Raw genomic sequence first — 23,341 nt, 5'->3', positions numbered from 1 at the left:
CCGAGCCTGGGAACGACGGAGGCCGGGACCGCACCCGCCGATCCCCGCCCGCATCGGGGCGATCGGACGGAGTCGTCCGATCAGGCCCCGAGACCGCCGAGCAGCTCGGAGAACGGGCGATCGAGCGCGAACGGGTCGTCCAGGCGCCCGGAACGGTCCGAGGCCGCCACGAGTGCGCTCAACTCGCCGGCCGCGCGGTCGATCCGCGCCGGCAGGGCGCCGACCTGCGCGTCGCCCGACCCCCAGTCCTCGGAGGCCGCGAACACGGCGGTCGGCACGGTCACCGCCCGCAGATAGGCGAACAAGGGACGCACGGCGTATTCGAGGGCGAGCGAATGCCTGGCCGACCCACCCGTCGCACCGAGGACGACGGGCACCCCGGTCAAGGCGGTCGGCTCCACCACGTCGAAGAACGACTTGAACAAGCCGGAGTAGCTGGAGGAGAAGATCGGCGTCACCGCGATCACGCCGTCGGCGGCGGTCATGGCTTCGATCGCCTCGGACAACCGTGGACTGGGGAACCCGGTCAGCAGGTTGTTCGTGATGTCCTGCGCGAGGTCGCGCAACTCGATCGACGTCGTCTCGACCTCGTACCCGTCCTGCTCGAGGCGTGCCACAGTGGCGTCGCGGAGGCGGTCGGCGAGGAGGCGTGTGGACGACGGTTGACTGAGGCCGGCGGACACGACGGCGAGCGTGCGCTTCGCGGTCATCGGGTCGCCCCGACCGCCGCCGCGCTGAACGCCGAACCGGACGCGACCCGGGTCGTCTCGACCGCACCGGAGCGCGAAGCGAGTTCCGCCTCAGCGGCCGCGACCATCGACGCGTGCGTCGGCGCCTCCGGCACGTCGGCCGGACGGTCCTTCGCGAACTCCTTGCGCAGCACCGGCACGACCTCGCCGCCGAGGATCTCGAGCTGGTCGAGCACCGTCGCGAGCGGGAGCCCGGCGTGGTCCATGAGGAACAGCTGACGCTGGTAGTCGCCGAAGGTCTCGCGCATCCCGGCGTACCGGTCGATGACCTGCTGCGGGCTGCCGACGGTGAGCGGCGTCTGCTCGGTGAAGTCCTCGAGCGTCGGCCCGTGACCGTACACCGGGGCGTTGTCGAAGTACGGCCGGAACTGGGCGACGGCGTCCTGCGAGTTCTTCGCCATGAACGCCTGACCGCCGAGTCCGACGATCGCCTGCGCTGCCGTACCGTGCCCGTAGTGCTCGAACCGCTGACGGTACAGCTGGATGAGGCGCATGTAGTGCTCCTTCGGCCAGAAGATGTTGTTCGCGAAGAAGCCGTCGCCGTAGTAGGCCGCCTGCTCGGCGATCTCGGGGCTCCGGATGGAGCCGTGCCACACGAAGGGCGGCACACCGTCGAGCGGTCGCGGCGTGGACTGGAAGCCCTGCAGCGGAGTGCGGAACTGGCCCTGCCAGTCGACGTAGTCCTCTCGCCAGAGGCGGTGGAGCAACGCGTAGTTCTCGATCGCGAGGTTGATGCCCTCACGGATGTCCTTGCCGAACCAGGGGTAGACGGGCCCCGTGTTGCCGCGGCCCATGATGAGGTCGACCCGGCCGCCGGCCAGGTGCTGCAGCATGGCGTAGTCCTCGGCGATCTTCACCGGATCGTTCGTGGTGATGAGCGTCGTGCTCGTCGAGAGGATGAGGTCCGTGGTCTTCGCCGCGATGTAGCCGAGCATGGTCGTGGGACTCGACGGGACGAAGGGCGGGTTGTGGTGCTCGCCGGTCGCGAAGACGTCGAGACCGACCTCCTCAGCCTTCACAGCGATCGCGACCATCGCCTCGATGCGCTCGTGCTCGGTGGGCGTGATCCCGGTGGTCGGGTCGGTGGTGACATCCCCCACCGTGAAGATTCCGAATTGCATCATGCGCTCCCACTCGTTCTTTCATGCGTTTGCATGGATATCCAGGACAACGGCGTTCACACCCGCGCTATTCCCGGCCCGTTCGGCATCCTGTCCACAGCGCGCCGCGCGAGCCGTACGCCGTGTCGGCGGGCTATGGCAGGATCACCGCATGAACGGCTCACCGAACCCTTCGTCCAGCATGCCGACACCGGCCCCGCGGCACGTGTGCGGCATCGTCCCACCCTGGTTGCTCGAGCGCATCGCCGAACTCGACGCTCCGCAGCTGGCGCGTGCCGCCAGTGCCGCGCGGTACTCGTTGCTCGCCACGCGACCATACCGCTTCCCCGAACCCGGCTCGGAGCGGGCCACCGGCCCTGTGCGCAGCGCGACGGCTGGCAAGCGTCCGGTCAGCGCCCCGCAGCGCAGCATCCACGACGCCCGGCGGACCGAGACCCTCCCGGGCACGCTCGTCCGCTCGGAGGGTGAGCCAGCCACCACCGACGCCGCGGTCTCCGCCGCCTACGACGGCCTCGGAGACACCCACGCCCTCTTCGCCGAGGCGTTCGCACGCGACTCCATCGACGGCCGCGGGCTGCCCTTGCTCGCCACGGTGCACTACGGCGACGACTACGACAACGCGTTCTGGAACGGCGAGCAGATGGTCTTCGGCGACGGCGACGGCGAGGTCTTCCGCAGCTTCACGAGCTCCTTGAGCGTCATCGGCCACGAGCTGGCCCACGGCGTGACGCAGTACACGGCGAACCTCGTCTACGAGGGGCAGCCCGGAGCGCTCAACGAACACGTGTCCGACGTCTTCGGCGCCCTCGTCGAACAGCACGCGCGCGGCGAGGACGCGGCATCGGCGTCCTGGCTCATCGGCGAAGGGCTCTTCACGGACGAGGTCGAGGGCAACGCACTGCGTTCCATGCTCGCCCCGGGCACGGCCTACCACGACGACGTCCTCGGCAAGGACCCGCAGCCGGCGCACTTCGACGACTACATCGAGACGACCGACGACAACGGAGGCGTCCACCTCAACTCCGGCATCCCCAACCGGGCGTTCGCGACGCTCGCCGTCGCCCTCGGCGGCAACGCCTGGGAGCGTGCGGGGCTCATCTGGTACGACACCCTCGTCGGTGGCCTGTCGGAGCGCGCCGACTTCGCGACCTTCGCCGCGGCGACGATCGCTGCCGCCGCCGCCAGGTTCGGTGTGGACTCAGAGGAGCACACCGCGGTCGGGCAGGCGTGGGCGCTCGTCGGTATCGAGCCGTCCGCCTGAGCGTCGTGGCAGCGCCCGGGCTCGCGGAGTAGCATCGCGGCATGAAGGTCACGGTGACGAGGAGCGGCGGTGTAGCCGGTCTCACCCGACGCTGGGAGGTCGTCGTCGACGAGCAGCCCGACGTCGACCGGTGGATCGTCCTGCTCGACCGCCTCCCGTGGGACGACACCCCACAAGGACCACCGGTCCCGGATCGGTACGTCTACCGCATCAGATGCGCACCCAAGGAGGCCACCCTCGGCGAGCAGCAGCTCACCGGTCCCTGGCAGGAACTCGTCGAACGGGTGCGCGCCGTCCAGCCGCCACGCGACTGACGATTCCTCGCCAGTCTCGTGACGCCGACGGCGTCAGTGCTGCGGGAAGCGCTCCGCCAGCAGTTCGATCGTCCGCTCACGTGCGGGCGCCGAGTTCGACGGTGTGCCCTCCCGTGCCGACCCGACGGGCGACACCATGACCTCGTCGACACCGAAGCGGTCGGCGAGACCCTGCAGCTCCGCCGCAGCCTGGTCGGCGTCGCCGATGATCCAGGCAGCGCGCATCTGCTCGACGAAACCGAGCTCGAGATCGCTCTGCTCGGTCGCGGCGGCCTCTTCGACGGTCGCGATGGGTCCGAGCGGCTTGCCGGAACGCAGTCTCGCCATCTGCTGCAGGTTGGGGAGCGCCAACGCCTCCGCCTCGGCGGCCGTGTCGGCGACCACGGCGTTCGCGGTCAGGAAGGTGCGAGGCGCGTCGAGATGTGCGGACGGCTGGAAACTCGACCGGTAGAGCTCGAGGGCCCGAGCCGTCCCCTGGCCGGAGAAGTGATGCGCGAAGACGTAGGGCAGTCCGAGTGCTGCGGCGAGCGCCGCCGAGTAGTCGCTCGAACCGAGCAACCACACGTCCGGCACACTGCCGGCCTTCGGCGTTCCCCGCAGGGCGTACTCCTCGCCGGAGGTCATCCGCACGCTCGCACCGTCGACGCCGAGGAGGGCGACGATGTCCTGCACGTTGTTCGGGAACCGGTCGACGTCGCTCGTGTTGCCGGACTGGCGGAGCACGGCGGAGATGACGGGGTCGCTGCCCGGTGCCCGGCCGAGGCCGAGATCGATGCGACCGGGCGCGGAGGCTTCGAGGAGCGCGAACTGCTCGGCGACGACGAGCGGCGCGTGGTTCGGGAGCATCACGCCGCCGGAGCCGACCCGGATCCGCTGCGTGGCGGCGGCCAGGATGCCGATGACGACCGCGGGGTTCGTCGATGCGACGGACGGCATGTTGTGGTGCTCGGCCACCCAATACCGGTGGTACCCCAGCTCGTCGGCGCGCTTCGCCAGGGCGATCGTCGCTGCGAGGGCAGCCGCGGTGTCCTGGTCGGTGCGGACGGGGATGAGATCCAGTATCGAGAGTCGCATGGTCACCTTTCGTCGCGCTGCCGAACGGCGACAGACGCATCAGGGTGCAGCGTTCGGACGGCCTGACATATTCCGCCTCGGCGACCGCAGTGGATTCCCAGGGCGATCCAAGCCAGATGCCACACCTGACGCGTACGCTGGACGCCCGCGACCGTGAAGGAGCACAGCATGGGATTCCTCGATCGACTGCTCGGACGCCCCGAGTCCGATGGACCTGTCCAGGCGACGGCCGGCGGGAACCCGGCTCCGGCCCGCGCGCGGACGGAGGACGAGATCGCCGTCGAACGCTACCGCTACCTCCTGCGGACCGCGCCGCCGGAGACCATCGAACAGGTCCACGAAGAGGCCTTCACGAAGCTCACCCCCGAGCAGCGGGGCATCTTGTACCGACAGTTGTCGGAGGACGCCCCGACCGGTGAGGCACCGGCAGACGACTCCCCCAAGGCCCTCGCGCGTTCGGCCACCCGGGCCGAGGTGCGGCAGCCCGGGACCCTCGAGCGCAACCTCGGTCCGCAGGGCGGCGGGATGGGCTTCGGCGGCATGCTCGCCAGCTCCATGCTCGGCACCATCGCCGGTGTCGTGGTCGGTTCGGCCATCGCGCAGGCGTTCATCCCGGACACCGTCGGGACCGATCCCGCAGCCGACGCCGGTGGCGCCGATCAGAGCGGTGCCGAGGCCGGGGCGGGAGACGGCGCGGCGACAGACGCCTCCGCAGCCGACACCTCCGCCGACGGCGGTGGCTGGGGTGACGGTGGATTCGGCGACGTCGGTGGCGGCGGCGACTTCGGTGGCGGCGGCGACTTCGGGTTCTGAGCCCTACCGGCACCCTTGGAGCGCTGACGCGTGTCCGTCAGCGCCGCTGACCACCCGCGGTACGCGCAGGAGCGGCCGTCCGGAGTTCCACGGCCCGCTGGGCGAGCAACTCGATGACCGCTTCGATCCGTGCATCCCGGTGCGCGTCGTCGGACCGCTCCACCCACATCGCGAGTTCCCGCTGTGCACTGTTCGGCAGGCCGCGGAAGAACGACAATCGACCGGCGTCGTCGATCGCCTCCTCGAGGTCCGGCCGCAGCCGCACCACCGTGCCGGTCGCCGAGAGCGGCGCGGCTCCCACATCAGCGTGTCTGCCCATGCGGCAACGGTAGTGGGTCGGACGGCAGCCGTCGAGCAGCTCGGTCCTGACCGACCTCGGCAGGGTCCTCGGGCCGTCAGGACCTCAGGCGAGTTCCCATGAGGCGACGCCACCACCGACGACGACGAACACCGGGTGCGGCTGCGGTCGCCAGACCTTCGCCCATCGGGACGCGACGTCCGGGCTGCGTCCGAGCAGGTGTCGCCGCAGGTTGCCCCATTCGTAGTCGAGCTGGCCGTCGGTCACGACGAGGGGTTCCGGGAGGACGCCGGAGGCGACGACACGCGCACGGTCGAAGACGATGTCGCGCTCCTGCGCCTCGTCGGCGACACCGTTGAGGTAGGCCGCGATCGCCTCCAACGGTTCGTCGGCCTCGAGGAAGCGCTGGAGCTGCGGGTGTGCACGGAGGCTCGATCCGGGCTCCTGCAGGACCCGCTGGGCGATCAGCCCTTCACGCCAGGACGATGTCAGCGCCTGGGCGTCGAAGTACCGGGGATGGATCGACCAGAGACGCATGTCTCCATCCTGCCCGAGGGCGCTGACAACCGACTCCGGGCAGCCCCTGCCCTCGCCGCGGCACCCTGCCGCGACGCGCGTAGGCTGAGGTGCATGTCTGAGCGCGCTCCATCCCGTCACCCGATGCCCCGGTGAGCGCTGCACCCGGATCCGGGCGGCGCGGGCTCCTCGTCGATCTGAGTCCACTCCGGGAGAGTCCGGCCTTCGCCCGGCTGTGGATCGGCGGGGCGATCACCGGGATCGGCGGCCAGATGACCATCGTCGCCGTCGGCCTCCAGGTCTACGACCTCACCGCGTCGACGTTCGCCGTCTCGCTCGTGGGCGTCATCGCCCTCATCCCGATGATCTGCTTCGGGCTCTACGGCGGCATGCTCGCGGACGCGTTCGACCGACGCACGGTCGCCCTGACGGCCGCCGTGGTCACGTGGGTGTCCACGGCGATCATCGCGGTGCTCGCCTGGAGCGGTTCGGAGCTGGTTTGGCCGCTGTACCTCCTCACGACGATCAACGCCGTGTCGACGACCATCGTCGGGACGACGCGGCAGGCGATCCTCCCCCGGCTGCTGCCGGCCCGCCTCCTGCCGTCCGCCGCGGCGTTGTCCGGCATCGCCGCGGGGGTCATGGTGACGGTCGGTCCCGCACTCGCCGGCGTCCTCGTGGCCAGTGTCGGATTCCGCTGGACCTACACGATCGACGTCGTGCTGTTCGTCGCCGCCTTCCTCGGGATCGCGTCGCTGCCGAAGATCCTGCCCGAAGGCGGCGTCAGTCGACTTCCGGGCCTCGCGAGCCTGGTCGACGGCTGGACCTTCCTCCGGACGGCCCCCAACGTCCGGATGACGTTCATCGTCGACATCGTCGCGATGACGTTCGGCAACCCACGGGTGCTCTACCCCGCCGTCGGCACCCTGTTGCTCGGTGGCGGCGCGATCACCGTCGGGGTCTTGACCGCAGCCGGCGCGGTCGGCACCCTGCTGTCGAGCCTCGTCTCCGGACGACTCGGCCGGATCGACCGTCAGGGCCGCGCCATCGAGCGGGCCATCATCGTCTACGGGCTCGCCATCGCCTGCTTCGGCGCGGTCCTCGCGTGGGTCACGTTCTCCGGAACGGCGACGCACGATGCCGCCGATGCGAACCTGCCCGCCATCGTGATCGCGGCGATCGCACTCGCCGTCGCCGGAGCGGCCGACAACATCAGTTCGATCTTCCGGATGACGATCCTCCAGGCGGCCGTGCCCGATGCCGTGCGGGGTCGGTTGCAGGGCGTCTTCACCGTCGTCGTGACCGGCGGACCCCGCGTCGGCGACCTCTACATCGGCCTCGCGGCTTCGGCCTTCGCGCTCTGGGTACCGGCGCTCGCCGGCGGACTCCTGGTCGTCGTGCTCGTCTGGACGCTCGTCCGCGTCCAGGGGGCCTTCCGCCGCTACGACGCCCGGACGCCGACGCCGTAGCGCCTAGGCGGGAGCCGTGGCGATCGAGAAGACGTCGCGACCGCTGAGCGAGGCTCGGCCGGGCAGTCCCTCGAGCTCGAGCACCAGCCCGAGCCCTGCCACCTCGTATCCGGCGCGCTCGATGAGGTTGACCGCCGCACCGCAGCTGCCGCCCGTCGCGAGCACGTCGTCGAGGATGAGCACGCGCGTCCCGGCCGGCAGCTGCTCGGTGCGCAGCTCCAGGGCGGCGGCGCCGTACTCGAGGCCGTAGTCCTCGCGGAGCACCTCACCCGGCAGCTTGCCCGCCTTGCGGATGGGGACCAGCCGCGTGTGCGTCGCGTACGCGACCGCCGCGGCGAGCAGGAACCCGCGGGCCTCGACACCGGCGACCGCGTCGAAGCGACCCTCGAAGCGCCCCGCCAGCTCGTCGATGATCGCGCGGAAGGCGTCGGCGTCGGCGAAGACCGGGGTCAGGTCGCGGAACAGGATGCCGGGCGTCGGGAAGTCCGGAATGGTCGCCGTCAGGCGGTCGACGTACTGGGTTGCGGTGGTCATGTGGTCCTCGTTCGGTCTGGGAGACATGCGACACCCCTCGCCTCAGCGACGCGTCGGTCGAGAGAGACGAGGGGTGACCTGCGGATGGTTACTTGACGCCCAGGAGGTCGATCACGAAGACGAGCGTCTGGCCGGAGAGCTGGTGGCCGCTGCCGGCCGGACCGTAGGCGAGCTCCGGCGGGACCGTGAGCTTGCGACGGCCGCCGACCTTCATGCCGGGGATGCCGTGCTGCCAGCCCTGGATGAGGTTGCGCAGCGGGAAGTTGATGGACTGCCCGCGGCTCCAGGAGGAGTCGAACTCCTCGCCGGAGTCGTAGCCGACGCCGAGGTAGTGGACGTCGACGGTCGAGGAGGCCTGGGCCTCGTCGCCCTCGCCGAGGAAGATGTCCTCGATGACGAGTTCGGTGGGGGCCGGGCCCGTGGGGGCGTCGACCTCGGGCTTGATGCGTGCTGAATCGGTCATGACTCCATCCAAGCAGTTCCGTCTGATCGGTTCACGCGGATTTCGCTGAGCGCGTGACGCCCGGTCCGACGCCGGGTGGGGTGGTCGTGGCGCTGCGCCCGGTACTTGGGGGTTGCGGGCCGTGGCACCCGGGTGCATGCTGGAGGCACAGACCAACTCATCGCCCGGGCGACTCGCAGGCATTGCCGCAGCACCGGGCGATGAGTCTGTCCGGGGCCGTCGCCCGGGGATCCGCCTCGCATCCCGTTCCGTCGTGTCCGGGCATCCGCAGCTCGGACCGGTATGTCCACAACGCCCGCGCCCGACGCGCCTGCGATACCGTAGACGGGTGAAGTTCGCCCATTTCGTCGCCACAGACCACCAGCCGAGTACCCCCGCAGAGCCGCGGGTCCGACTCGCCGTCATCAGCGACACCGGGGCGGTGTTCCTCGACGAGATCCTCGAGGACGCCCCGCGCGACCTCCAGGAGCTCATCGAGCGCGGCCCCGCCGAGCTGGACCGCGTGCGGAGTTTCGTCGAGACGTCGCTCGCCCACGGTGTCAGCGGAGAACCCCTCGACGGGCTCGTCCACGCGTCCGCGGTCCTCCGTCCGCCGACGATCCTCGCGGTCGGGCTCAACTACTCGGCGCACTCGCAGGAGCTCAACCTCAAGACCGACAACGCCCCCACCATCTTCGGCCTGTGGGCGAACTCGCTCACCGGTCACGAAGGCACCACGAGCTGGCCGGCGGCGATCAGCGAGCAGGTGGACTACGAGGCGGAGCTCGGTGTCGTCATCGGCCGGGCCGCTCGCGACGTCGATGCGGCCGATGCGCTCGGGTACGTGTTCGGGTACACCGTCGTCAACGACATCACCGCCCGCAACATCCAGTACTCCGAGGCACAGTGGTCGCGCTGCAAGTCCTTCGACGGGTTCACCCCGACCGGCCCGGTCGTCGTGACCGCGGACGAGATCCCCGACCCGCAGGACCTCCACATCTCGACCGTCCTCGACGGCGTGACGCTCCAGGACTCCTCGACCAGTCACATGGTCCGCAGCGTCGCGACGCTCATCGAACACCTGTCGGGCTCCGCGACCCTCCTGCCCGGAACGCTCATCTCGACGGGCAGCCCGGGCGGCGCGGGATACTCGCGCGACCCGCAGGTCTTCCTGACCGACGGCGCGACCGTCACTGTGTCCGTCGAAGGCGTCGGATCGCTCACGACGCACTGCACGGTCACCGCCGGGTAGCGACTCCCCCACAGCACACGACGAAGCCGTCCGGACCCTGGTCCGGACGGCTTCGTCGTGTACAGCCGCGTCGGTCAGCGGCTCGGGTCGGAGTCCGCTCCCGGGATCGGCAGGTCGATGATCGGGATGGCCGAGGTGATGGCCTCGATCCCCGAGAGCCGCGCGGGCGAGAGCTGCTTCGTCACCTCGTCGCGTGTCATGAGGTTGGCCTCGACCACGAGGTCCGCGACGTTGCGGCCCGTGAGCAGCGCGGTCTTCGCGAGCGCCGCAGCCGACTGGTACCCGATGAACGGGGTCAGGGCGGTGATGACGCCGACGGACGCACCGACCATCACCTCGAGCCGTTCCTCGTTCGCCGTGATGCCGTCGATGCAGTTCACCCGCAGCGTCCTGCACGCCTGTGCCATCCAGACGATGCTCTGCAGCAGCGAGTGGGCGATGACCGGTTCGAAGGCGTTGAGCTGCAACTGCCCGGCCTCGGCCGCCATCGTGACCGTCATGTCGGCGCCGACGACGCTGAACGCCACCTGGTTCACGACCTCCGGGATGACCGGGTTGACCTTGCCCGGCATGATGCTCGATCCGGCCTGTCGGGGCGGCAGGTTGATCTCGCCGAGGCCGGCCTGCGGACCGCTCGACAGCAGACGCAGGTCGTTGCAGATCTTGGAGAGCTTGATGGCACTCCGCTTCAGGGTGCCGCTGAACGACATGAACCCGCCGGCGTCGCTCGTCGACTCGATGAGGTCGGGTGCCGTGGTGAGCGCGAGGCCCGTGATCTGGTTGAGGTGACGGACGACGGCCTCCGCATAGCGCGGGTCGGCGGTGATCCCCGTCCCGATCGCGGTGGCACCGAGGTTGACCTCGGCGAGCAGCCAGAGGGTCTCGTGGAGGCGGTCGTAGTCCTCGTTCAGCGTCGTGGCGAACCCGTGGAACTCCTGCCCGAGGGTCATCGGGACGGCGTCCTGGAGCTGCGTGCGCCCGACCTTGAGGACGTGGGAGAACTCGACGGACTTCGCGCTGCACGAGTCGCGCAGCAGGCCGAGCTCCGTCAGGAGGAACTGCAGCGAGAACGCGAGCGCGATCTTGATCGAGGTCGGGTAGACGTCGTTGGTGGACTGCGACCGGTTGGTGTCGTCGAGCGGGTGCAGGAACTGGTACTCACCCTTGGCATGACCGGCGAGCTCGAGCGCGATGTTCGTGATCACCTCGTTCGCGTTCATGTTCGTCGACGTACCCGCACCGCCCTGGATCACGCCCACGATGAACTCCTCGTGGAAGTCACCGTCGATGATGATCTGGCACGCGCGGTCGATGAGGTTCGCCTTCGCCGGGTCGAGGACCCCGATCTCGGCGTTCGCGCGGGCGGCGGCCTGCTTGACGCTCGCGATGGCGACGACGAGGTCGGGGTAGACGGAGATCGGACGCTTCGTGATGGGGAAGTTCTCGAGCGCGCGTGCCGTGTGGATGCCCCAGTACGCGTCGGCCGGGATCTCCATCGAACCGAGTGAATCCGACTCCGTCCGAGTCTCGTCGCTGTTCGTCCTGTCCGCCATGTCGTCGTCTGCTCCAAGGGTGGTGGGGATGCTGCTGCTGGTGGTGCTGATCGTCACTCGTGGCTCCGTTGCCTGGTGGGTGGATGTCCCTTCCAGCGTAGCCGGGTACGATCCGCGATGCCTCTGCGGTGTCTTGGACCCGAGACGGTTCCGTGCCTGCGGTTCCGTGCCTGCGGTTCCGTGCCTGCGGTTCCGTGCCTGCGGTTCAGCGCTTGCGCGAGAACGCCTCCAGCCGCTCGGCAGGGCTCAGCGCGGCCATGCGGTCGATGAACGCCGCACTGAAGGTGTCGGCGGTGGTGTAGTCACCGAGCGGGACCGTGGAGTGGGTGATGCGGTCGTCGTAGACGTGCACGAGGTTGAAGGACTGACCGCCGAACATCCCGTTCACCTCCACGGACGGGAGCGAGAGGTTCATCGAGTAACAGCTCGCGCTGGCGACCTGGACGGGGATGCCGGCGAAGGTGCTCGAGGTGGAGTAGTGCAGATGGCCGCCCAGGATGGCCCGGACGTCGCTCCCGCGCAGCACGGCCTCGAGCCGGTGCTGGTCGCGGAGCTCGAGGATGTCGAAGAACGGGATGCTCGACGGCACCGGCGGGTGGTGCATGGCGAGGATGCTGCCGAGCGGCGCCGGCGTGGCCAGCACCGACTCCAGCCACTGCAGCTGGCTGTCCTCGAGCTCACCGTGGTGCCACCCCGGGACAGTCGAGTCGAGGCCGATGACGCGCAAGCCGCCGAAGTCCCAGACGGCGTCGAGCGGCTGCTCCCCTGCCGGGAGGTCGAGGAGCTCAGTCCGCATGACCGACCGTTCGTCGTGGTTGCCCATGAGCCAGACGATGGTGGTGCCGAGTCGCTCGGCGACGGGCTCGACCCGCTCCCGGAGCCGACGGTACGCGTCGGCCTCTCCGAGATCCGCGAGGTCGCCCGTGAACACCATCGCGTCGGGCCGGAGCTGCATCCGCTCGATCTGACGGAGGGCCTGTTCCAGGTTGGCCTGCACGTCGACCGCGTCGTAGAGGCGTCGGCCGTCGGCCAGGAGGTGCGGGTCGCTCAGATGGACGATGACCCTGTCGGGAGCCGGGTACTGACCGAAACGGACGTCGGAAGTCATGGTCCGAGTCTAGGAGCCACCGCCGACGTGCTCCGCCGCGGTCGACCACCCGAGGGCGGCCGACCGCGGACGGTCAGGACGCGACGCCGAGGAGCTGCTCGATGGGTCCGCGGGCGAAGAAGACGAGGAACCCGGCTGCGACGACCCACAGCAGCGGGCTGATCTCGCGCGCCTTCCCGGACAGGGAGCGGAGCACGACCCAGGCGATGAAGCCGGCGCCGATGCCGTTGGCGATCGAATACGTCAGGGGCATGACGACGACCGTCAGGAACACCGGGAGCGCGACCGAGAACTCGGTCCAGACGATGTCCTTGATCTGCGACATCATGAGCGTCCCGACGATGACGAGCGCGGCGGCGGCGACCTCGGAGGGCACGATCTGTGTGAGCGGCGTGAAGAACATGGCGAGCAGGAACAGCGCACCGGTCACGAGGTTCGCGAGGCCGGTCCGTGCCCCTTCGCCGATGCCCGCGCCGGATTCGATGAAGACGGTCGAGGAGGAGGACGAGGTCGCGCCACCGGCGACCGCGCCGACACCCTCGACGATGAGCGCCGAGCGGAGTCGCGGGAAGTCGCCCTTGGCGTCCGCCACACCGGCCTCCTTCGAGAGCCCGGTCATCGTGCCCATGGCGTCGAAGAAGTTCGTGAACACGAGGGTGAAGACGAGCATGAGCGCGGCGAGGACGCCGATGCGCTCGAAGCCGCCGAAGCTCACCTGGCCGAGCAGGCTGAGGTCGGGGATCCCGACGACCTGGGTGGGCAGGGTCGGGACGCTCAGGTTCCAGCCACCGGGGTTCTCGCCGCCGTTGGAGGCGCCGACCTTGAAGACGGCCTCGGCGATGATGGCGATGATCGTGGAGGCGACGATGCCGATGAGCAGGGCACCCTTGATCTTGCGCGCGACGAGCACACCCGTGAGCAGCAGGGAGATGACGAACACGGCGGTCGGCACGGTGGCGACCGAGCCCTCGATCCCGAGGCCGACGGGCGGCGAACCGGCGCCCGTCGAGCGGACGAAGCCGGCGTCGACGAAGCCGATGAAGGCGATGAAGAGGCCGATGCCGACCGTGATCGCGATCTTCAACTGGATGGGCACCGCGTTGAAGATCATGGCGCGGAGTCCGGTCGCCGCGAGCAGGACGATGATGAGCCCGTTGATGACGACGAGGCCCATCGCCTCGGCCCAGGTGACCTGACCGACGACGCTGACCGCGAGGAACGAGTTGATGCCGAGGCCGGCCGCGAAGGCGAACGGCAGCCGCGCCACGAGACCGAAGAGGATCGTCATGACGCCGGCGGTCAGGGCGGTCACGGCGGCGACCTGGGCGAAGCCGAGCTCGCCACCGGTGACGTCGGCCGAGCCGCTCAGGATGATCGGGTTGAGGATGACGATGTAGGCCATCGCGACGAAGGTCACGAGGCCGCCGCGCACCTCGCCTCCGACGGTCGAACCGCGCTTGCTGATCTCGAAGAAACCGTCGAGACGCTCTCGGAACGAGCGCGGAGCGGTGGGCGTCGTGGTCACTGGACCTCCTGGGTCTGCATCGAAGCAACCAGCGTACCGGCACGGCGGACCGCCCCGCGACGACCGGGATGCGAGGGTGCCGCTACGATCGGCTGGACCCCTTACCCAGCACCCTCCTCACGGAATCGAGCTCACATGGCGCTGCCCTGGACTCTGCACGGCGACGGCAAGCACGTCCCGACCCACGCGATCGTCGGCCCCGGAGAACGGCTCACCTGGCCGCGGACCATCGGCCTCGGCATGCAGCACGTCGTCGCGATGTTCGGCGCCACGTTCCTCGTCCCCGTGCTGACCGGGTTCCCGCCCACCACGACGCTGTTCTTCTCGGGTGTGGGCACCATCCTGTTCCTCGTCATCACCAAGAACCGCGTGCCGAGCTACCTCGGCTCGTCATTCGCCTTCATCGCCCCCATCTCCGCCGCGGTCGCGAGCCAGGGCATGGGCAGCGCCCTCTTCGGCATCCTCGCGGTGGGCCTCCTCCTGGCGCTTGTCGGCGTCATCGTGCAGGTGACGGGCACCGGGTGGATCGATGCGCTCATGCCGCCGGTCGTCGCCGGTGCCATCGTCGCGCTCATCGGGTTCAACCTCGCCCCCGCCGCGAAGAACAACTTCGTGGCGGCTCCGATCACCGCCCTCGTGACGCTCGCGGCCGTCATCCTGTCGACCGTCGTCTTCCGCGGGATCCTCGGCCGACTGTCGATCGTCATCGGTGTCGTGGTCGGATACATCGTCGCGGCGATCCGTCAGGAGATCGACTTCTCGAAGATCGCGGACGCCGCGTGGGTCGGCCTCCCCGAGTTCCACCTCGCGGACAACCCGATCTCGAACCCGGCGGTCTGGGCGGTCCTCCCGGCGTTCCTCCCCGTCGTGCTCGTCCTCATCGCCGAGAACGTCGGGCACATCCGGGGCGTCGCGCAGATGACCGACGCCTCGGTGAACAAGCAGACCGGTCGCGCGCTCCTGTCCGACGGTCTGGCGACGATGCTGGCCGGCTTCGGCGGCGGTTCGGGCACGACGACCTACGGCGAGAACATCGGCGTCATGGCGGCGACGCGGGTCTACTCCACGGCGGCCTACTGGGTCGCCGGTCTGTTCGCGGTCCTCCTCGGCCTCTCCCCCAAGGTCGGTGCGGTCATCAACACCATCCCGGCGGGCGTCCTCGGCGGCGTCACGACGGCCCTGTACGGACTCATCGGGATCATCGGCGTGAAGATCTGGCTCGACAACAAGGTCGACTTCTCGAAGCCCGTCAACCAGTTCACCGCGGCGACGGCGCTCATCATCGGCATCGCGGACTTCACCTGGGTGGCGGGTGGCGACGTCAGCTTCAACGGGATCGCGCTCGGCACGATCGCCGCGATCGTCATCTACCACGTGATGACGACCATCGGTCGCTGGCGGAAGACCGCCTGACCCATCCGGTGCGGCTGCGTCAGCGCGGTGCGCTGGCGTCAGCGCCGATCGTACGCGTGAGCGCGGGTCTCTGGAGCCCCGCGCCCACGCGTGTGACCCGCGCTCACGCCGGGTAGGTGCGGTTCGCGTCAGCGCGGTGCGCTGGCGAACCCCAGGGGTCAGCCCTGGTGGAAGAACGGCACGATCAGGTAGATGCCGAAGAGGACCGCCGCCGCACACAGGGCGAAGCAGGCGTAGGCACCGGCGCGGGCCAGGTTCTGCTGCGCCGGAGTCAACGGGTTCTTCCGAGCGGCCTTCGCGGCCCGCTTCGCCGCCTTCGCGGCCTCCTCCGGCGTGATGACCGTGATCGCATCGGTGAACTCGGCCGGCGCCACCACGGGCACGCGCCCGGCGGTGGTCAGGAGCCGGAGCCCGAGGGAGTACAGACTGACGATCGCGGTCGCACCGATGAGCGACGTCGCGAAGACGATCAGGAATGCTGCCCAGTCGATCACTTCTTCACCTTCTTGGGCTTGGGGTTGCGCTTGATCTTGACCGCACGACCGGAGTCGGCGACCTCACTGACGACGTTGCTGTGGTCGACCTGGTTCCGGCGCGAGATGAGGAAGATGGTGAGGATGACACCGACCCCCACCACGGCGTCGATGATGATGCCGACGAGGCCGAGGTGGGCGACGGCGGCGGCGAGTGCCCCGACGATGCCGGCCGCGGGCAGGGTCATCAACCAGCCGAGGGCGATGCGCCCGGCGGTCCCCCAGCGCACCTTCGATCCGCGTCGCCCGAGGCCGGAGCCGATGACGGAGCCGGAGGCGACCTGCGTGGTGGAGAGGGCGAAGCCGAGGTGGCTCGACGCGAGGATCGTGGCGGCGGTGCTCGTCTCGGCCGCGAAGCCCTGCGCCGGCTTGACGTCGGTGAGCCCTGTGCCGATGGTCTTGATGATCCGCCAGCCGCCCATGTAGGTGCCGAGCGCGATGGCGAGGGCGCAGACGACGATGACCCAGAGCTCGGGGCCGGTCCCGACCGCCTGCACCCCGACCGCGATGAAGGTGAGCGTGATGACACCCATGGTCTTCTGTGCGTCGTTCGTACCGTGCGCGAGGGCGACGAGGGACGAGGAGAAGATCTGCGCGTACCGGAACCCGTCGCGGCCGTCGGGCTTGCCGTCATAGCGGCGCGTGATCCGATAGGCGAGCTTCGTCGCCGAGTAGGCGACCAGACCCGCCGTGACGGGGGCGATCAACGCCGGGAGGATGACCTTGGAGAGGACGACACCGAAGTCGATCGAGCCGAAGCCGGCGCCGACGATCGCCGCGCCGATGAGCCCGCCGAACAACGCGTGGCTGGAGGACGACGGCAGGCCGAGGAGCCAGGTCAGCATGTTCCAGACGATCGCGCCGATGAGTCCGGCGAAGATCAGCTCCGGTCCGATCCGGATGCCGCCCTCGCCCTCTCGGATGAGCCCGCCCGAGATGGTCTTCGCGACCTCCGTGGACAGGAACGCACCGACGAGGTTGAGGATCGCGGCGAGCAGCACGGCGGTCTTCGGTTTGAGGGCGCCCGTGGCGATCGGGGTCGCCATGGCGTTCGCCGTGTCGTGGAACCCGTTCGTGAAGTCGAAGAACAGTGCCAGTGCGATGACCAGCACGACAGTCAGGGTAACGAGTTCCACTGGTGTCTTTCTCGAGGCGGAGCGAATACGGACACAGTGCTCCCCGACGAGATGTTTGGGGGGAATTCACGTGCTGGATACGGGCGGTTCACCCGCCGTACACGATCCTTACACCCTGCCCGGTCGAGGTCAACTCGACGCCGATCAGCGCCCTCCGCCGCCTCCGCCGCCTCCGCCGCCGCCGGCGAAGCCGCCGCCCGTCGAGCCGCCGGACGAGCTCGCTCCCCCACTGGTCGACCAGGACGCCGACGTACTCGACGCCGATCCGGAGAAGCCGGAGAACGCGTTCGCGAACATCGCCGCCTGGAACGGGGTGTTCGAGGCATACCACGACGGCGCACTCCCGGCCTGCTCGTAGCGGATACCGAGTTCCTTGGCCCACTCGCGCTCCACGCCCCAGAGCACGGCGAAGGGCAGGAGCCGTTCGGTGACCCGGACGAGCTGGCCGGGGTCGCCGAGGTCCACCCGTTCGGCACCGTCGGGGCTCTGCAACATGCGGAAGCGGTCCTGCTCCGCCAGCGCCAGGTAGTCGCGGAGGCCGAGCAACTCGTCCCGCGCATCGGCACCTGTGGCGGTGAGCGGTTTCGGTGCGATGGCCAACACGATCCCGGCGAGCAGCGCGATCCCGGTCACGAAGAGCGCGGCGACCGACCAGCCGTTGTCCGCTCGCTGGGAGTAGGCGACCCCGAAGAAGACGATCCCGGCGACGCCCAGGACGGCGAGCGCCCCCACGATGATCCACGCCCGCCCGGAGGAGACCGAGCGTCGGAGGCCGAGGTCGAGGGCGTTCCGCTTGGCGGCCGCGAGTTCCGCGGTGACCGCCTTGCCGAGCGCCGGGTCGACCTCCTTCATCTCCCGCGGTCGGTTCCGGTCGGGGAAGAGCGCGGCGAGCACGCGCCGTTCCTGCTCATCCGTCGCGCTGTCGTCGAGGTACTGCAGGGAGTAGTCCTTCTTGCCCGGTCCGTCCACGATCCGGAGCTTGCCGCGGACGGCGAGGCTGACGATCTCGGCGGCCATCGACGAGGCGGCGCGACCGGCGAGGTCGCCCGCCAGCAGGAGGTTCATCTGCTTCGGGGCGGAGTACTGCGGCACGATGACGCCACGACCGGGGTGATCCCGCCAGAAGCGCAGTCGGATCCACAGGAGTGCTCCGAGCCCCGCGGCCGACAGCGCGCCGAGGACGATCGGGACGATGGAGAAGACCGGCGCCTCGCCGGGACGGGCCGGTTGGACGAACGTGCCCGGTTCGAACCCGATCGCGACCGTCAGCGTCTGCCGGGCCTGCAGCGGGACGGAGGAGGTCGTGAAGACGTCTCCGTCGGCGTCCTCCGCTTGGGAGAGGTCGCACGGCGAGCTGTCGTCGGGATCCCCGCGGTAGCAGGCGCCGTCACCGGTGAGCGCGTCGGCGATGTCGGGCGCGACCCGCACCGTCATACTGGCGTCGGCGAACGGCTGGTCCCAGCCGGTCCCGGGCGCGTCCCAGTAGAACTCGTCGGAGCGTGTGTCGCGATAGGCGCCGACGACGCCGCGCTGCGTGTAGGTGATGACGTAGCTCTGCGTGCCGCGCACGTAGTCGTCCGTCCCGAGCGACAGCTCGAGGAAGTCACCGTCGCGGTCGGTCTCCCACTCCACGGGCGCACCGTCGGCGTCGGTCACCGAGACGATCTCCGTGTGCAGTGGTGCCCGGTCGAACTCGTCCGGGATCGCTCGGATGATGCCCTTGTTCTGGTCGGAGTCGGGGAACTCCGCGACGAAGGTCTCGACCGCGCGCAGCTCGGCTTGACCGTCGCCGCCACGGCTCAGGGTGTAGTCGCCGTCGAAGGACGCGAAGGTGAAGTCGGACACGTCGGTCCGAGCGTCGGCCGCGGCGGGCGGCGTGCTCGCCAGGGTCGCGATGAGTGGTGCACCCACCGCCAGGGCCAGGGCGACGAGGAGCACCCGCGACGAGCGGGCACGGACCGGGGACAGGCGACGACGTCTGGGCTTCACCCGGCCAAGTCTAGGAGGGGTGCCGGCGGGCGCGCGGACGCGCCCGCCGGGACTCACATCTCCTCGTGAGTGTTGGGGTCGCCGTCGAAGAGCCTGCCGTCGGTCCGCCCGAGTGCCGTGATCGCCTGTACCTCGGTGTCGCTGAGCTCGAAGCCGAAGACGTCGATGTTCGTGCGCTGGCGTTCCGGGGAGGCGGACTTCGGGATCGGGAGCACGCCACGCTGGTGGTGCCAGCGGAGGACGACCTGCGCGGGTGAGACATCGTGCGCCGCGGCGGCCGCTGCGACGGGTTCCTCGGCGAACGACGCCTGTGCCTTGCCGAGCGGGCTCCACGCCTCGGTGACGATGCCGTGCTCGCGGTGGAAGGCGAGGAGCTCCTCCTGCGGGAAGTACGGGTGCAGCTCGACCTGGTTGACGGCCGGCAGCACACCCGTCTCGTCGGCGAGGCGGGTCAGGAACTCCTCGGTGAAGTTCGAGACGCCGATGCTGCGGACGAGGCCCTCGCGCTGCAGCTGGATCATGGCCTTCCACGACTCGACGAAGCGGCCGACGGAGGGGTTCGGCCAGTGGATGAGGTACAGGTCGATGTGGTCGAGGCCGAGCGAGGCCAGGGATCCGCGGCACGAGGTGATGGTCTCCTCGAAGCCGTGGTCGCGGCCGGGCAGCTTCGTCGCGACGACGAGTTCGTCACGGGGGACGTCGGTCTCGCGGACCGCGGCGCCGACGGCGTCCTCGTTGCGGTAGTTCACGGCGGTGTCGATCAGTCGGTAGCCTGCGTCGATGGCGGACAGCGTGGCGTCGGTGCCCTCGCGGCCTCGCAGGGGGTAGGTGCCGAAACCGATCGCGGGGACGCTCGAACCGTCGTTGAGCGCGAATGTTGGGATGGTCGTCATCACCCCACGCTAGACCCGGCGGCCCTCGGATGGCTCCGAGCGGGCTGGGAGGGCGCGCCTCGACTAGCGTTGGACCATGGCGAAGCTCTCTGCCCCCCGTGCCCAGACCCGACCGACCGAACGCACCCACCACGGCGACACCGTGGTGGACCCGTACGAGTGGCTCCGTGAGAAGGAGTCACCGGAGGTGATCGCGCACCTGGAGGCGGAGAACGCCTACACCGAGCAGGAGACGGCCCATCTGGCCGGACTGCGCGAGCGCATCTTCCAGGAGATCAAGAGTCGCACGCTCGAGACCGACCTCTCGGTCCCGACCCGTTCCGGTGCGTGGTGGTACTACGGCCGCAGTGTCGAAGGCCGCCAGTACGGCATCCAGTGCCGCATCCCGGTCGCCGACCCGGAGGACTGGACGCCGCCGACCCTGCCCGAGGGCGGCGCGGCCCCCGGCGAGCAGATCATCCTCGACGCCAACGTCGAGGCGGAGGGCCACGAGTTCTTCTCCCTCGGCAGCTTCGACGTGTCGGACGACGGCACGCGACTGCTCTACGGCGTCGACGTCGAAGGCGACGAGCGGTACACCGTCCGTGTCCGGGACCTCGCGAGTGGCGTCGACCTCGACGACGAGCTCCTCGGGACCGCGGGCGGGGCGGAGTTCTCCCCCGACGGCACCGCCATCGTCTACACGACGGTCGACGAGAGCTGGCGCCCCGACACCGTGCACCTGCACCGGGTGGGGACGTCCCAGGACGACGACACGGTCCTCTTCCACGAGCCCGACGAGCGGTTCTGGGTCGGCGCCGGATTCACCCGCAGCCGCGCGCTGCTCCTGATCGAGGCCGGCTCCTCGGTCACGAGCGAGACCCGGCTCGTCCCCGCCGACGCACTGTCCGAGGAGGCGCGGGTCGTCTGGCCGCGGACCGACGGCGTCGAGTACAGCGTCGAACACCGGGTGGCCGACGGCGCAGACCGGCTGCTCATCCTGCACAACCGGGACGCGCCGGACTTCGAGCTCGTCGAGGTGCCACTCTCGGATCCGCTCGGCACGGCGCGGGTCGTCGTCGCGCACAGCAGCGAGCGCCGGCTCGAGGACGTCGAGGCGTTCGAGGCCGTGACCACCGTCTCCTATCGGCGCGACGGCCTCACGCGTATCGGCCTGCTCGACCCGACGAGTGGCGACATCGACGAGATCGCCTTCGACGAACCGCTGTCCACCGTGGGCTGGCACGGCAACAACGAGTGGGCTCAACCGATGCTCCGGTTCGGATACGGGTCCCTCGTGACGCCGTCCACGGTGCTCGAACTCGACGTCCGGTCCGGCGAACGCTTCGTGCGCAAGCAGCAGCCGGTCCTCGGCGACTACGACCCGGCAAACTACGAGCAGTTCCGGGAGTGGGCGACTGCCGTGGACGGGACCCGCGTGCCGATCTCCATCGTGCGCCGGGTCGGTGTCCAGGGGCCAGGGCCGCTCCACCTCTACGGGTACGGCTCGTACGAGGCCAGCATGGACCCGTCCTTCTCGATCGCGAGGCTGTCGATGCTCGACCGCGGCGTGACCTTCGCGATCGCCCATGTACGCGGCGGCGGCGAACTCGGGCGCCACTGGTACGAGGACGGCAAGAAGCTCCACAAGCAGAACAGCTTCAGCGACTTCGTCGACGTGGCCGACCACCTCATCCGCGAGGGCTGGACGACGCCTGCCCGGCTCGTCGCCGAGGGCGGCAGCGCCGGCGGCCTCCTCATGGGCGCCGTGGCGAACCGTGCTCCCGACCGCTTCGCCGGCATCCTCGCCGGCGTCCCGTTCGTCGACGCGCTGACGAGCATCCTCGACCCATCGCTCCCCCTGACGGTCATCGAATGGGACGAATGGGGCGATCCGCTCCACGACCCCGAGGTCTACGCGTACATGAAGGCGTACAGCCCCTACGAGAACGTCGACCCGGCGAAGCGCTACCCTCGCATCCTCGCGACGACGAGCCTCAACGACACCCGCGTGCTGTACGTGGAACCCGCGAAGTGGGTGGCCCGCCTGCGGGACGCCGGTGCACCGGCGCTGATGAAGATCGAGATGAGCGCCGGGCACGGCGGGGTGAGCGGCCGCTACAACGCGTGGCGTGAGCGCGCCGAGGAACTCGCCTGGCTGCTCGATGTGCTCGAACTCACGGACACCGATCCGGCCTGATCCGAAGCGACGAAGCCCCTGCTCCATCCGGAGCAGGGGCGTCGTCGGTGCGGCGGGTGTCTAGCCGAAGAGGATCGCCGCTTCGTCGTAGCGCTCCTGCGGCACGGTCTTCAGCTTGCCGAGCGCCTCTTCGAAGCGGCAGTTGACGAGTTCGGTGCCGCGGAGTGCGATCATCGTGCCCCAGTCGCCGGCCATGACGGAGTCGATGGCGGCCATACCGAGGCGGGTGGCGAGCACGCGATCGTAGGCGCTCGGGACGCCACCGCGCTGCAGGTGGCCGAGCACGGTCGCGCGGGACTCGATGCCCGTGCGGCGCTCGATCTCGGGTGCGAGCACGTCGGCGATGCCGCCGAGACGGGGACGGTTGAACGCGTCGAGTCCCTTCTCGGAGTGCGCGGTCTCCATGGTGTCGAGCGTGAAGCCCTCGGACACGACGATGATCGGGGCGCGACCGCGCTGGTAGACGCTGTCCGCCCACTCGCAGATCTGCTCGATCGACTGCGGCTGTTCCGGGATGAGGATGGCGTGGGCACCCGCCGCCATACCGGCGTGCAGGGCGATCCAGCCGACGTGCCGGCCCATGACCTCGATGACCATGCACCGCTTGTGGGACTCGCCCGTCGTCCGGAGACGGTCGATGGCCTCGGTCGCGATCTCGACGGCGGTGTCGAAGCCGAAGGAGTAGTCGGTGGCGTCGAGATCGTTGTCGATCGTCTTCGGGACGCCGACGATCTTGAGGCCGGCGTCGGTCAGCCGCTTCGCCGCGGCGAGCGTGCCCTCTCCGCCGATGGCGATGAGCGCGTCGATGCCGAGCCGGTCCATGGTGTGCTGGACGTTCTCCGGGCCGCCGTGCGGTCCTTCGAACGGGTTGGTGCGGCTCGTGCCGAGGATGGTGCCACCCTGCTTGGCGAGACCACGCACGCTGTGGCGGTCGAGCGGCATCGTCAGGCCCTCGACGACTCCTCGCCAGCCGTCGCGGATGCCGATGAACTCCTGGTTGTGGATCTTCGTCCCCTTGAGGACCGCTCCTCGGATGACCGCGTTCAGGCCGGGGCAGTCGCCGCCGCTCGTGAGCACACCAATTCTCATATCAACAGTCCTCATGGGGATCGGGGCACCTCAGGTGCCGGGAGTCATCCCCGACAATACCGTCTCGCCGACGGTGCTTC

General features: G+C 69.6%; 22 protein-coding genes. 7 read left to right on the top strand and 15 right to left on the bottom strand.

The features are described 5' to 3' along the window. Nucleotides 1–80: 80 nt before the first annotated feature. The gene (locus ACQG07_RS13575; RefSeq protein ID WP_274500890.1) at nt 81–710 is read right to left on the bottom strand and encodes an FMN reductase; all 630 of its coding nucleotides are present in this window, start codon (nt 708–710) and stop codon (nt 81–83) included. Next, a complete protein-coding gene (locus ACQG07_RS13570) occupies nt 707–1,870 on the bottom strand; it encodes an LLM class flavin-dependent oxidoreductase (protein ID WP_426738530.1) in 1,164 nt (387 codons plus the stop codon). The genes ACQG07_RS13575 and ACQG07_RS13570 overlap by 4 nt, the downstream gene beginning before the upstream one ends. 151 nt (nt 1,871–2,021) lie before the next feature. Here ACQG07_RS13570 and ACQG07_RS13565 point away from each other — a divergent pair, with 151 nt between their 5' ends. Then, entirely contained in the window at nt 2,022–3,131 is a 1,110-nt protein-coding gene (locus tag ACQG07_RS13565) for a M4 family metallopeptidase (RefSeq protein ID WP_426738529.1), read from the top strand. 41 nt (nt 3,132–3,172) lie between these two features. Continuing rightward, a complete protein-coding gene (locus tag ACQG07_RS13560) occupies nt 3,173–3,445 on the top strand; it encodes a protealysin inhibitor emfourin (protein WP_064294474.1) in 273 nt (90 codons plus the stop codon). Between the two features lie 33 nt (nt 3,446–3,478). On the opposite strand, the gene ACQG07_RS13555 is transcribed toward ACQG07_RS13560, so the two are convergent. Continuing rightward, nucleotides 3,479–4,519 carry an LLM class flavin-dependent oxidoreductase gene (locus tag ACQG07_RS13555; RefSeq protein ID WP_064294475.1) on the bottom strand — a complete coding sequence of 347 codons (1,041 nt, stop codon included), beginning with the start codon at nt 4,517–4,519 and terminating at the stop codon, nt 3,479–3,481. A gap of 168 nt (nt 4,520–4,687) precedes the next feature. On the opposite strand from ACQG07_RS13555, the gene ACQG07_RS13550 reads away from it, so the two are divergent. Next, the gene (locus ACQG07_RS13550) at nt 4,688–5,332 is read left to right on the top strand and encodes a hypothetical protein (protein WP_274500885.1); all 645 of its coding nucleotides are present in this window, start codon (nt 4,688–4,690) and stop codon (nt 5,330–5,332) included. A 37-nt stretch (nt 5,333–5,369) separates the two neighbouring features. Here the strand turns inward: ACQG07_RS13550 and ACQG07_RS13545 are convergent, their stop codons facing one another. Both ACQG07_RS13545 and ACQG07_RS13540 read right to left on the bottom strand, forming a co-directional pair. After that, entirely contained in the window at nt 5,370–5,651 is a 282-nt protein-coding gene (locus ACQG07_RS13545) for a YdeI/OmpD-associated family protein (protein ID WP_079707121.1), read from the bottom strand. Nucleotides 5,652–5,735: 84 nt separating this feature from the next. Beyond that, entirely contained in the window at nt 5,736–6,167 is a 432-nt protein-coding gene (locus tag ACQG07_RS13540; protein ID WP_079707123.1) for a pyrimidine dimer DNA glycosylase/endonuclease V, read from the bottom strand. Nucleotides 6,168–6,298: 131 nt separating this feature from the next. Here ACQG07_RS13540 and ACQG07_RS13535 point away from each other — a divergent pair, with 131 nt between their 5' ends. Beyond that, nucleotides 6,299–7,615, top strand: a complete 1,317-nt coding sequence (locus ACQG07_RS13535; RefSeq protein WP_426738528.1) for an MFS transporter — start codon at nt 6,299–6,301, stop codon at nt 7,613–7,615. Nucleotides 7,616–7,618: 3 nt separating this feature from the next. On the opposite strand, the gene ACQG07_RS13530 is transcribed toward ACQG07_RS13535, so the two are convergent. Together ACQG07_RS13530 and ACQG07_RS13525 are read right to left on the bottom strand one after the other, a co-directional pair. Then, a complete protein-coding gene (locus ACQG07_RS13530) occupies nt 7,619–8,149 on the bottom strand; it encodes an adenine phosphoribosyltransferase (RefSeq protein ID WP_426738527.1) in 531 nt (176 codons plus the stop codon). A gap of 88 nt (nt 8,150–8,237) precedes the next feature. Next, nucleotides 8,238–8,612 (bottom strand): FKBP-type peptidyl-prolyl cis-trans isomerase, encoded by a 375-nt coding sequence (locus ACQG07_RS13525; RefSeq protein ID WP_426738526.1) that lies wholly within the window; start codon nt 8,610–8,612, stop codon nt 8,238–8,240. Nucleotides 8,613–8,940: 328 nt separating this feature from the next. On the opposite strand from ACQG07_RS13525, the gene ACQG07_RS13520 reads away from it, so the two are divergent. Continuing rightward, entirely contained in the window at nt 8,941–9,843 is a 903-nt protein-coding gene (locus ACQG07_RS13520; protein WP_370281973.1) for a fumarylacetoacetate hydrolase family protein, read from the top strand. A 74-nt stretch (nt 9,844–9,917) separates the two neighbouring features. On the opposite strand, the gene ACQG07_RS13515 is transcribed toward ACQG07_RS13520, so the two are convergent. The 3 genes from ACQG07_RS13515 to ACQG07_RS13505 all read right to left on the bottom strand — a co-directional run bounded on the left by ACQG07_RS13515 (nt 9,918) and on the right by ACQG07_RS13505 (nt 14,029). Further along, nucleotides 9,918–11,396 carry an aspartate ammonia-lyase gene (locus ACQG07_RS13515; RefSeq protein ID WP_159880323.1) on the bottom strand — a complete coding sequence of 493 codons (1,479 nt, stop codon included), beginning with the start codon at nt 11,394–11,396 and terminating at the stop codon, nt 9,918–9,920. Nucleotides 11,397–11,601: 205 nt separating this feature from the next. Continuing rightward, a complete protein-coding gene (locus tag ACQG07_RS13510) occupies nt 11,602–12,504 on the bottom strand; it encodes a phosphodiesterase (protein ID WP_191941368.1) in 903 nt (300 codons plus the stop codon). Nucleotides 12,505–12,577: 73 nt separating this feature from the next. Then, on the bottom strand, nt 12,578–14,029 hold the full coding sequence (locus tag ACQG07_RS13505) for an NCS2 family permease (protein ID WP_124769545.1): 1,452 nt from the start codon (nt 14,027–14,029) through the stop codon (nt 12,578–12,580). A gap of 135 nt (nt 14,030–14,164) precedes the next feature. On the opposite strand from ACQG07_RS13505, the gene ACQG07_RS13500 reads away from it, so the two are divergent. After that, nucleotides 14,165–15,442, top strand: coding sequence for a uracil-xanthine permease family protein (locus ACQG07_RS13500; protein ID WP_079707128.1), 1,278 nt, complete (start codon nt 14,165–14,167; stop codon nt 15,440–15,442). Between the two features lie 158 nt (nt 15,443–15,600). On the opposite strand, the gene ACQG07_RS13495 is transcribed toward ACQG07_RS13500, so the two are convergent. From ACQG07_RS13495 to ACQG07_RS13480, 4 genes are all read right to left on the bottom strand, one after another. Next, on the bottom strand, nt 15,601–15,936 hold the full coding sequence (locus ACQG07_RS13495; RefSeq protein ID WP_079707129.1) for a peptidase: 336 nt from the start codon (nt 15,934–15,936) through the stop codon (nt 15,601–15,603). Next, a complete protein-coding gene (locus ACQG07_RS13490) occupies nt 15,933–17,111 on the bottom strand; it encodes an inorganic phosphate transporter (RefSeq protein ID WP_079707130.1) in 1,179 nt (392 codons plus the stop codon). Before ACQG07_RS13490 ends, ACQG07_RS13495 begins: the two co-directional genes overlap by 4 nt. Before the next feature lie 144 nt (nt 17,112–17,255). Next, entirely contained in the window at nt 17,256–19,100 is a 1,845-nt protein-coding gene (locus ACQG07_RS13485; protein WP_426738525.1) for a DUF2207 domain-containing protein, read from the bottom strand. 53 nt (nt 19,101–19,153) lie between these two features. Then, nucleotides 19,154–19,993: an aldo/keto reductase gene (locus tag ACQG07_RS13480; protein WP_426738524.1), complete on the bottom strand. Its 840-nt coding sequence runs from the start codon at nt 19,991–19,993 to the stop codon at nt 19,154–19,156. A 76-nt stretch (nt 19,994–20,069) separates the two neighbouring features. Here ACQG07_RS13480 and ACQG07_RS13475 point away from each other — a divergent pair, with 76 nt between their 5' ends. Beyond that, nucleotides 20,070–22,172, top strand: coding sequence for a S9 family peptidase (locus ACQG07_RS13475; RefSeq protein ID WP_426738523.1), 2,103 nt, complete (start codon nt 20,070–20,072; stop codon nt 22,170–22,172). Between the two features lie 60 nt (nt 22,173–22,232). Here the strand turns inward: ACQG07_RS13475 and ACQG07_RS13470 are convergent, their stop codons facing one another. Next, nucleotides 22,233–23,261, bottom strand: coding sequence for a 6-phosphofructokinase (locus tag ACQG07_RS13470; RefSeq protein ID WP_064294489.1), 1,029 nt, complete (start codon nt 23,259–23,261; stop codon nt 22,233–22,235). Nucleotides 23,262–23,341: the final 80 nt, after the last annotated feature.

It is taken from the genome of Plantibacter sp. 2H11-2, from assembly GCF_050031945.1.
Classification (GTDB): domain Bacteria; phylum Actinomycetota; class Actinomycetes; order Actinomycetales; family Microbacteriaceae; genus Plantibacter; species Plantibacter auratus.
This window is presented reverse-complemented; position numbering and strand designations above follow the sequence as displayed.

Bases quoted from the DNA above. Each gene is read 5' to 3' on its own strand.
- ACQG07_RS13575 (WP_274500890.1), bottom strand. From the start codon at position 710: ATGACCGCGAAGCGCACGCTCGCCGTCGTGTCCGCCGGCCTCAGTCAA.
- ACQG07_RS13570 (WP_426738530.1), bottom strand. From the start codon at position 1,870: ATGCAATTCGGAATCTTCACGGTGGGGGATGTCACCACCGACCCGACC.
- ACQG07_RS13565 (WP_426738529.1), top strand. From the start codon at position 2,022: ATGAACGGCTCACCGAACCCTTCGTCCAGCATGCCGACACCGGCCCCG.
- ACQG07_RS13560 (WP_064294474.1), top strand. From the start codon at position 3,173: ATGAAGGTCACGGTGACGAGGAGCGGCGGTGTAGCCGGTCTCACCCGA.
- ACQG07_RS13555 (WP_064294475.1), bottom strand. From the start codon at position 4,519: ATGCGACTCTCGATACTGGATCTCATCCCCGTCCGCACCGACCAGGAC.
- ACQG07_RS13550 (WP_274500885.1), top strand. From the start codon at position 4,688: ATGGGATTCCTCGATCGACTGCTCGGACGCCCCGAGTCCGATGGACCT.
- ACQG07_RS13545 (WP_079707121.1), bottom strand. From the start codon at position 5,651: ATGGGCAGACACGCTGATGTGGGAGCCGCGCCGCTCTCGGCGACCGGC.
- ACQG07_RS13540 (WP_079707123.1), bottom strand. From the start codon at position 6,167: ATGCGTCTCTGGTCGATCCATCCCCGGTACTTCGACGCCCAGGCGCTG.
- ACQG07_RS13530 (WP_426738527.1), bottom strand. From the start codon at position 8,149: ATGACCACCGCAACCCAGTACGTCGACCGCCTGACGGCGACCATTCCG.
- ACQG07_RS13525 (WP_426738526.1), bottom strand. From the start codon at position 8,612: ATGACCGATTCAGCACGCATCAAGCCCGAGGTCGACGCCCCCACGGGC.
- ACQG07_RS13515 (WP_159880323.1), bottom strand. From the start codon at position 11,396: ATGGCGGACAGGACGAACAGCGACGAGACTCGGACGGAGTCGGATTCA.
- ACQG07_RS13510 (WP_191941368.1), bottom strand. From the start codon at position 12,504: ATGACTTCCGACGTCCGTTTCGGTCAGTACCCGGCTCCCGACAGGGTC.
- ACQG07_RS13500 (WP_079707128.1), top strand. From the start codon at position 14,165: ATGGCGCTGCCCTGGACTCTGCACGGCGACGGCAAGCACGTCCCGACC.
- ACQG07_RS13480 (WP_426738524.1), bottom strand. From the start codon at position 19,993: ATGACGACCATCCCAACATTCGCGCTCAACGACGGTTCGAGCGTCCCC.
- ACQG07_RS13475 (WP_426738523.1), top strand. From the start codon at position 20,070: ATGGCGAAGCTCTCTGCCCCCCGTGCCCAGACCCGACCGACCGAACGC.
- ACQG07_RS13470 (WP_064294489.1), bottom strand. From the start codon at position 23,261: ATGAGAATTGGTGTGCTCACGAGCGGCGGCGACTGCCCCGGCCTGAAC.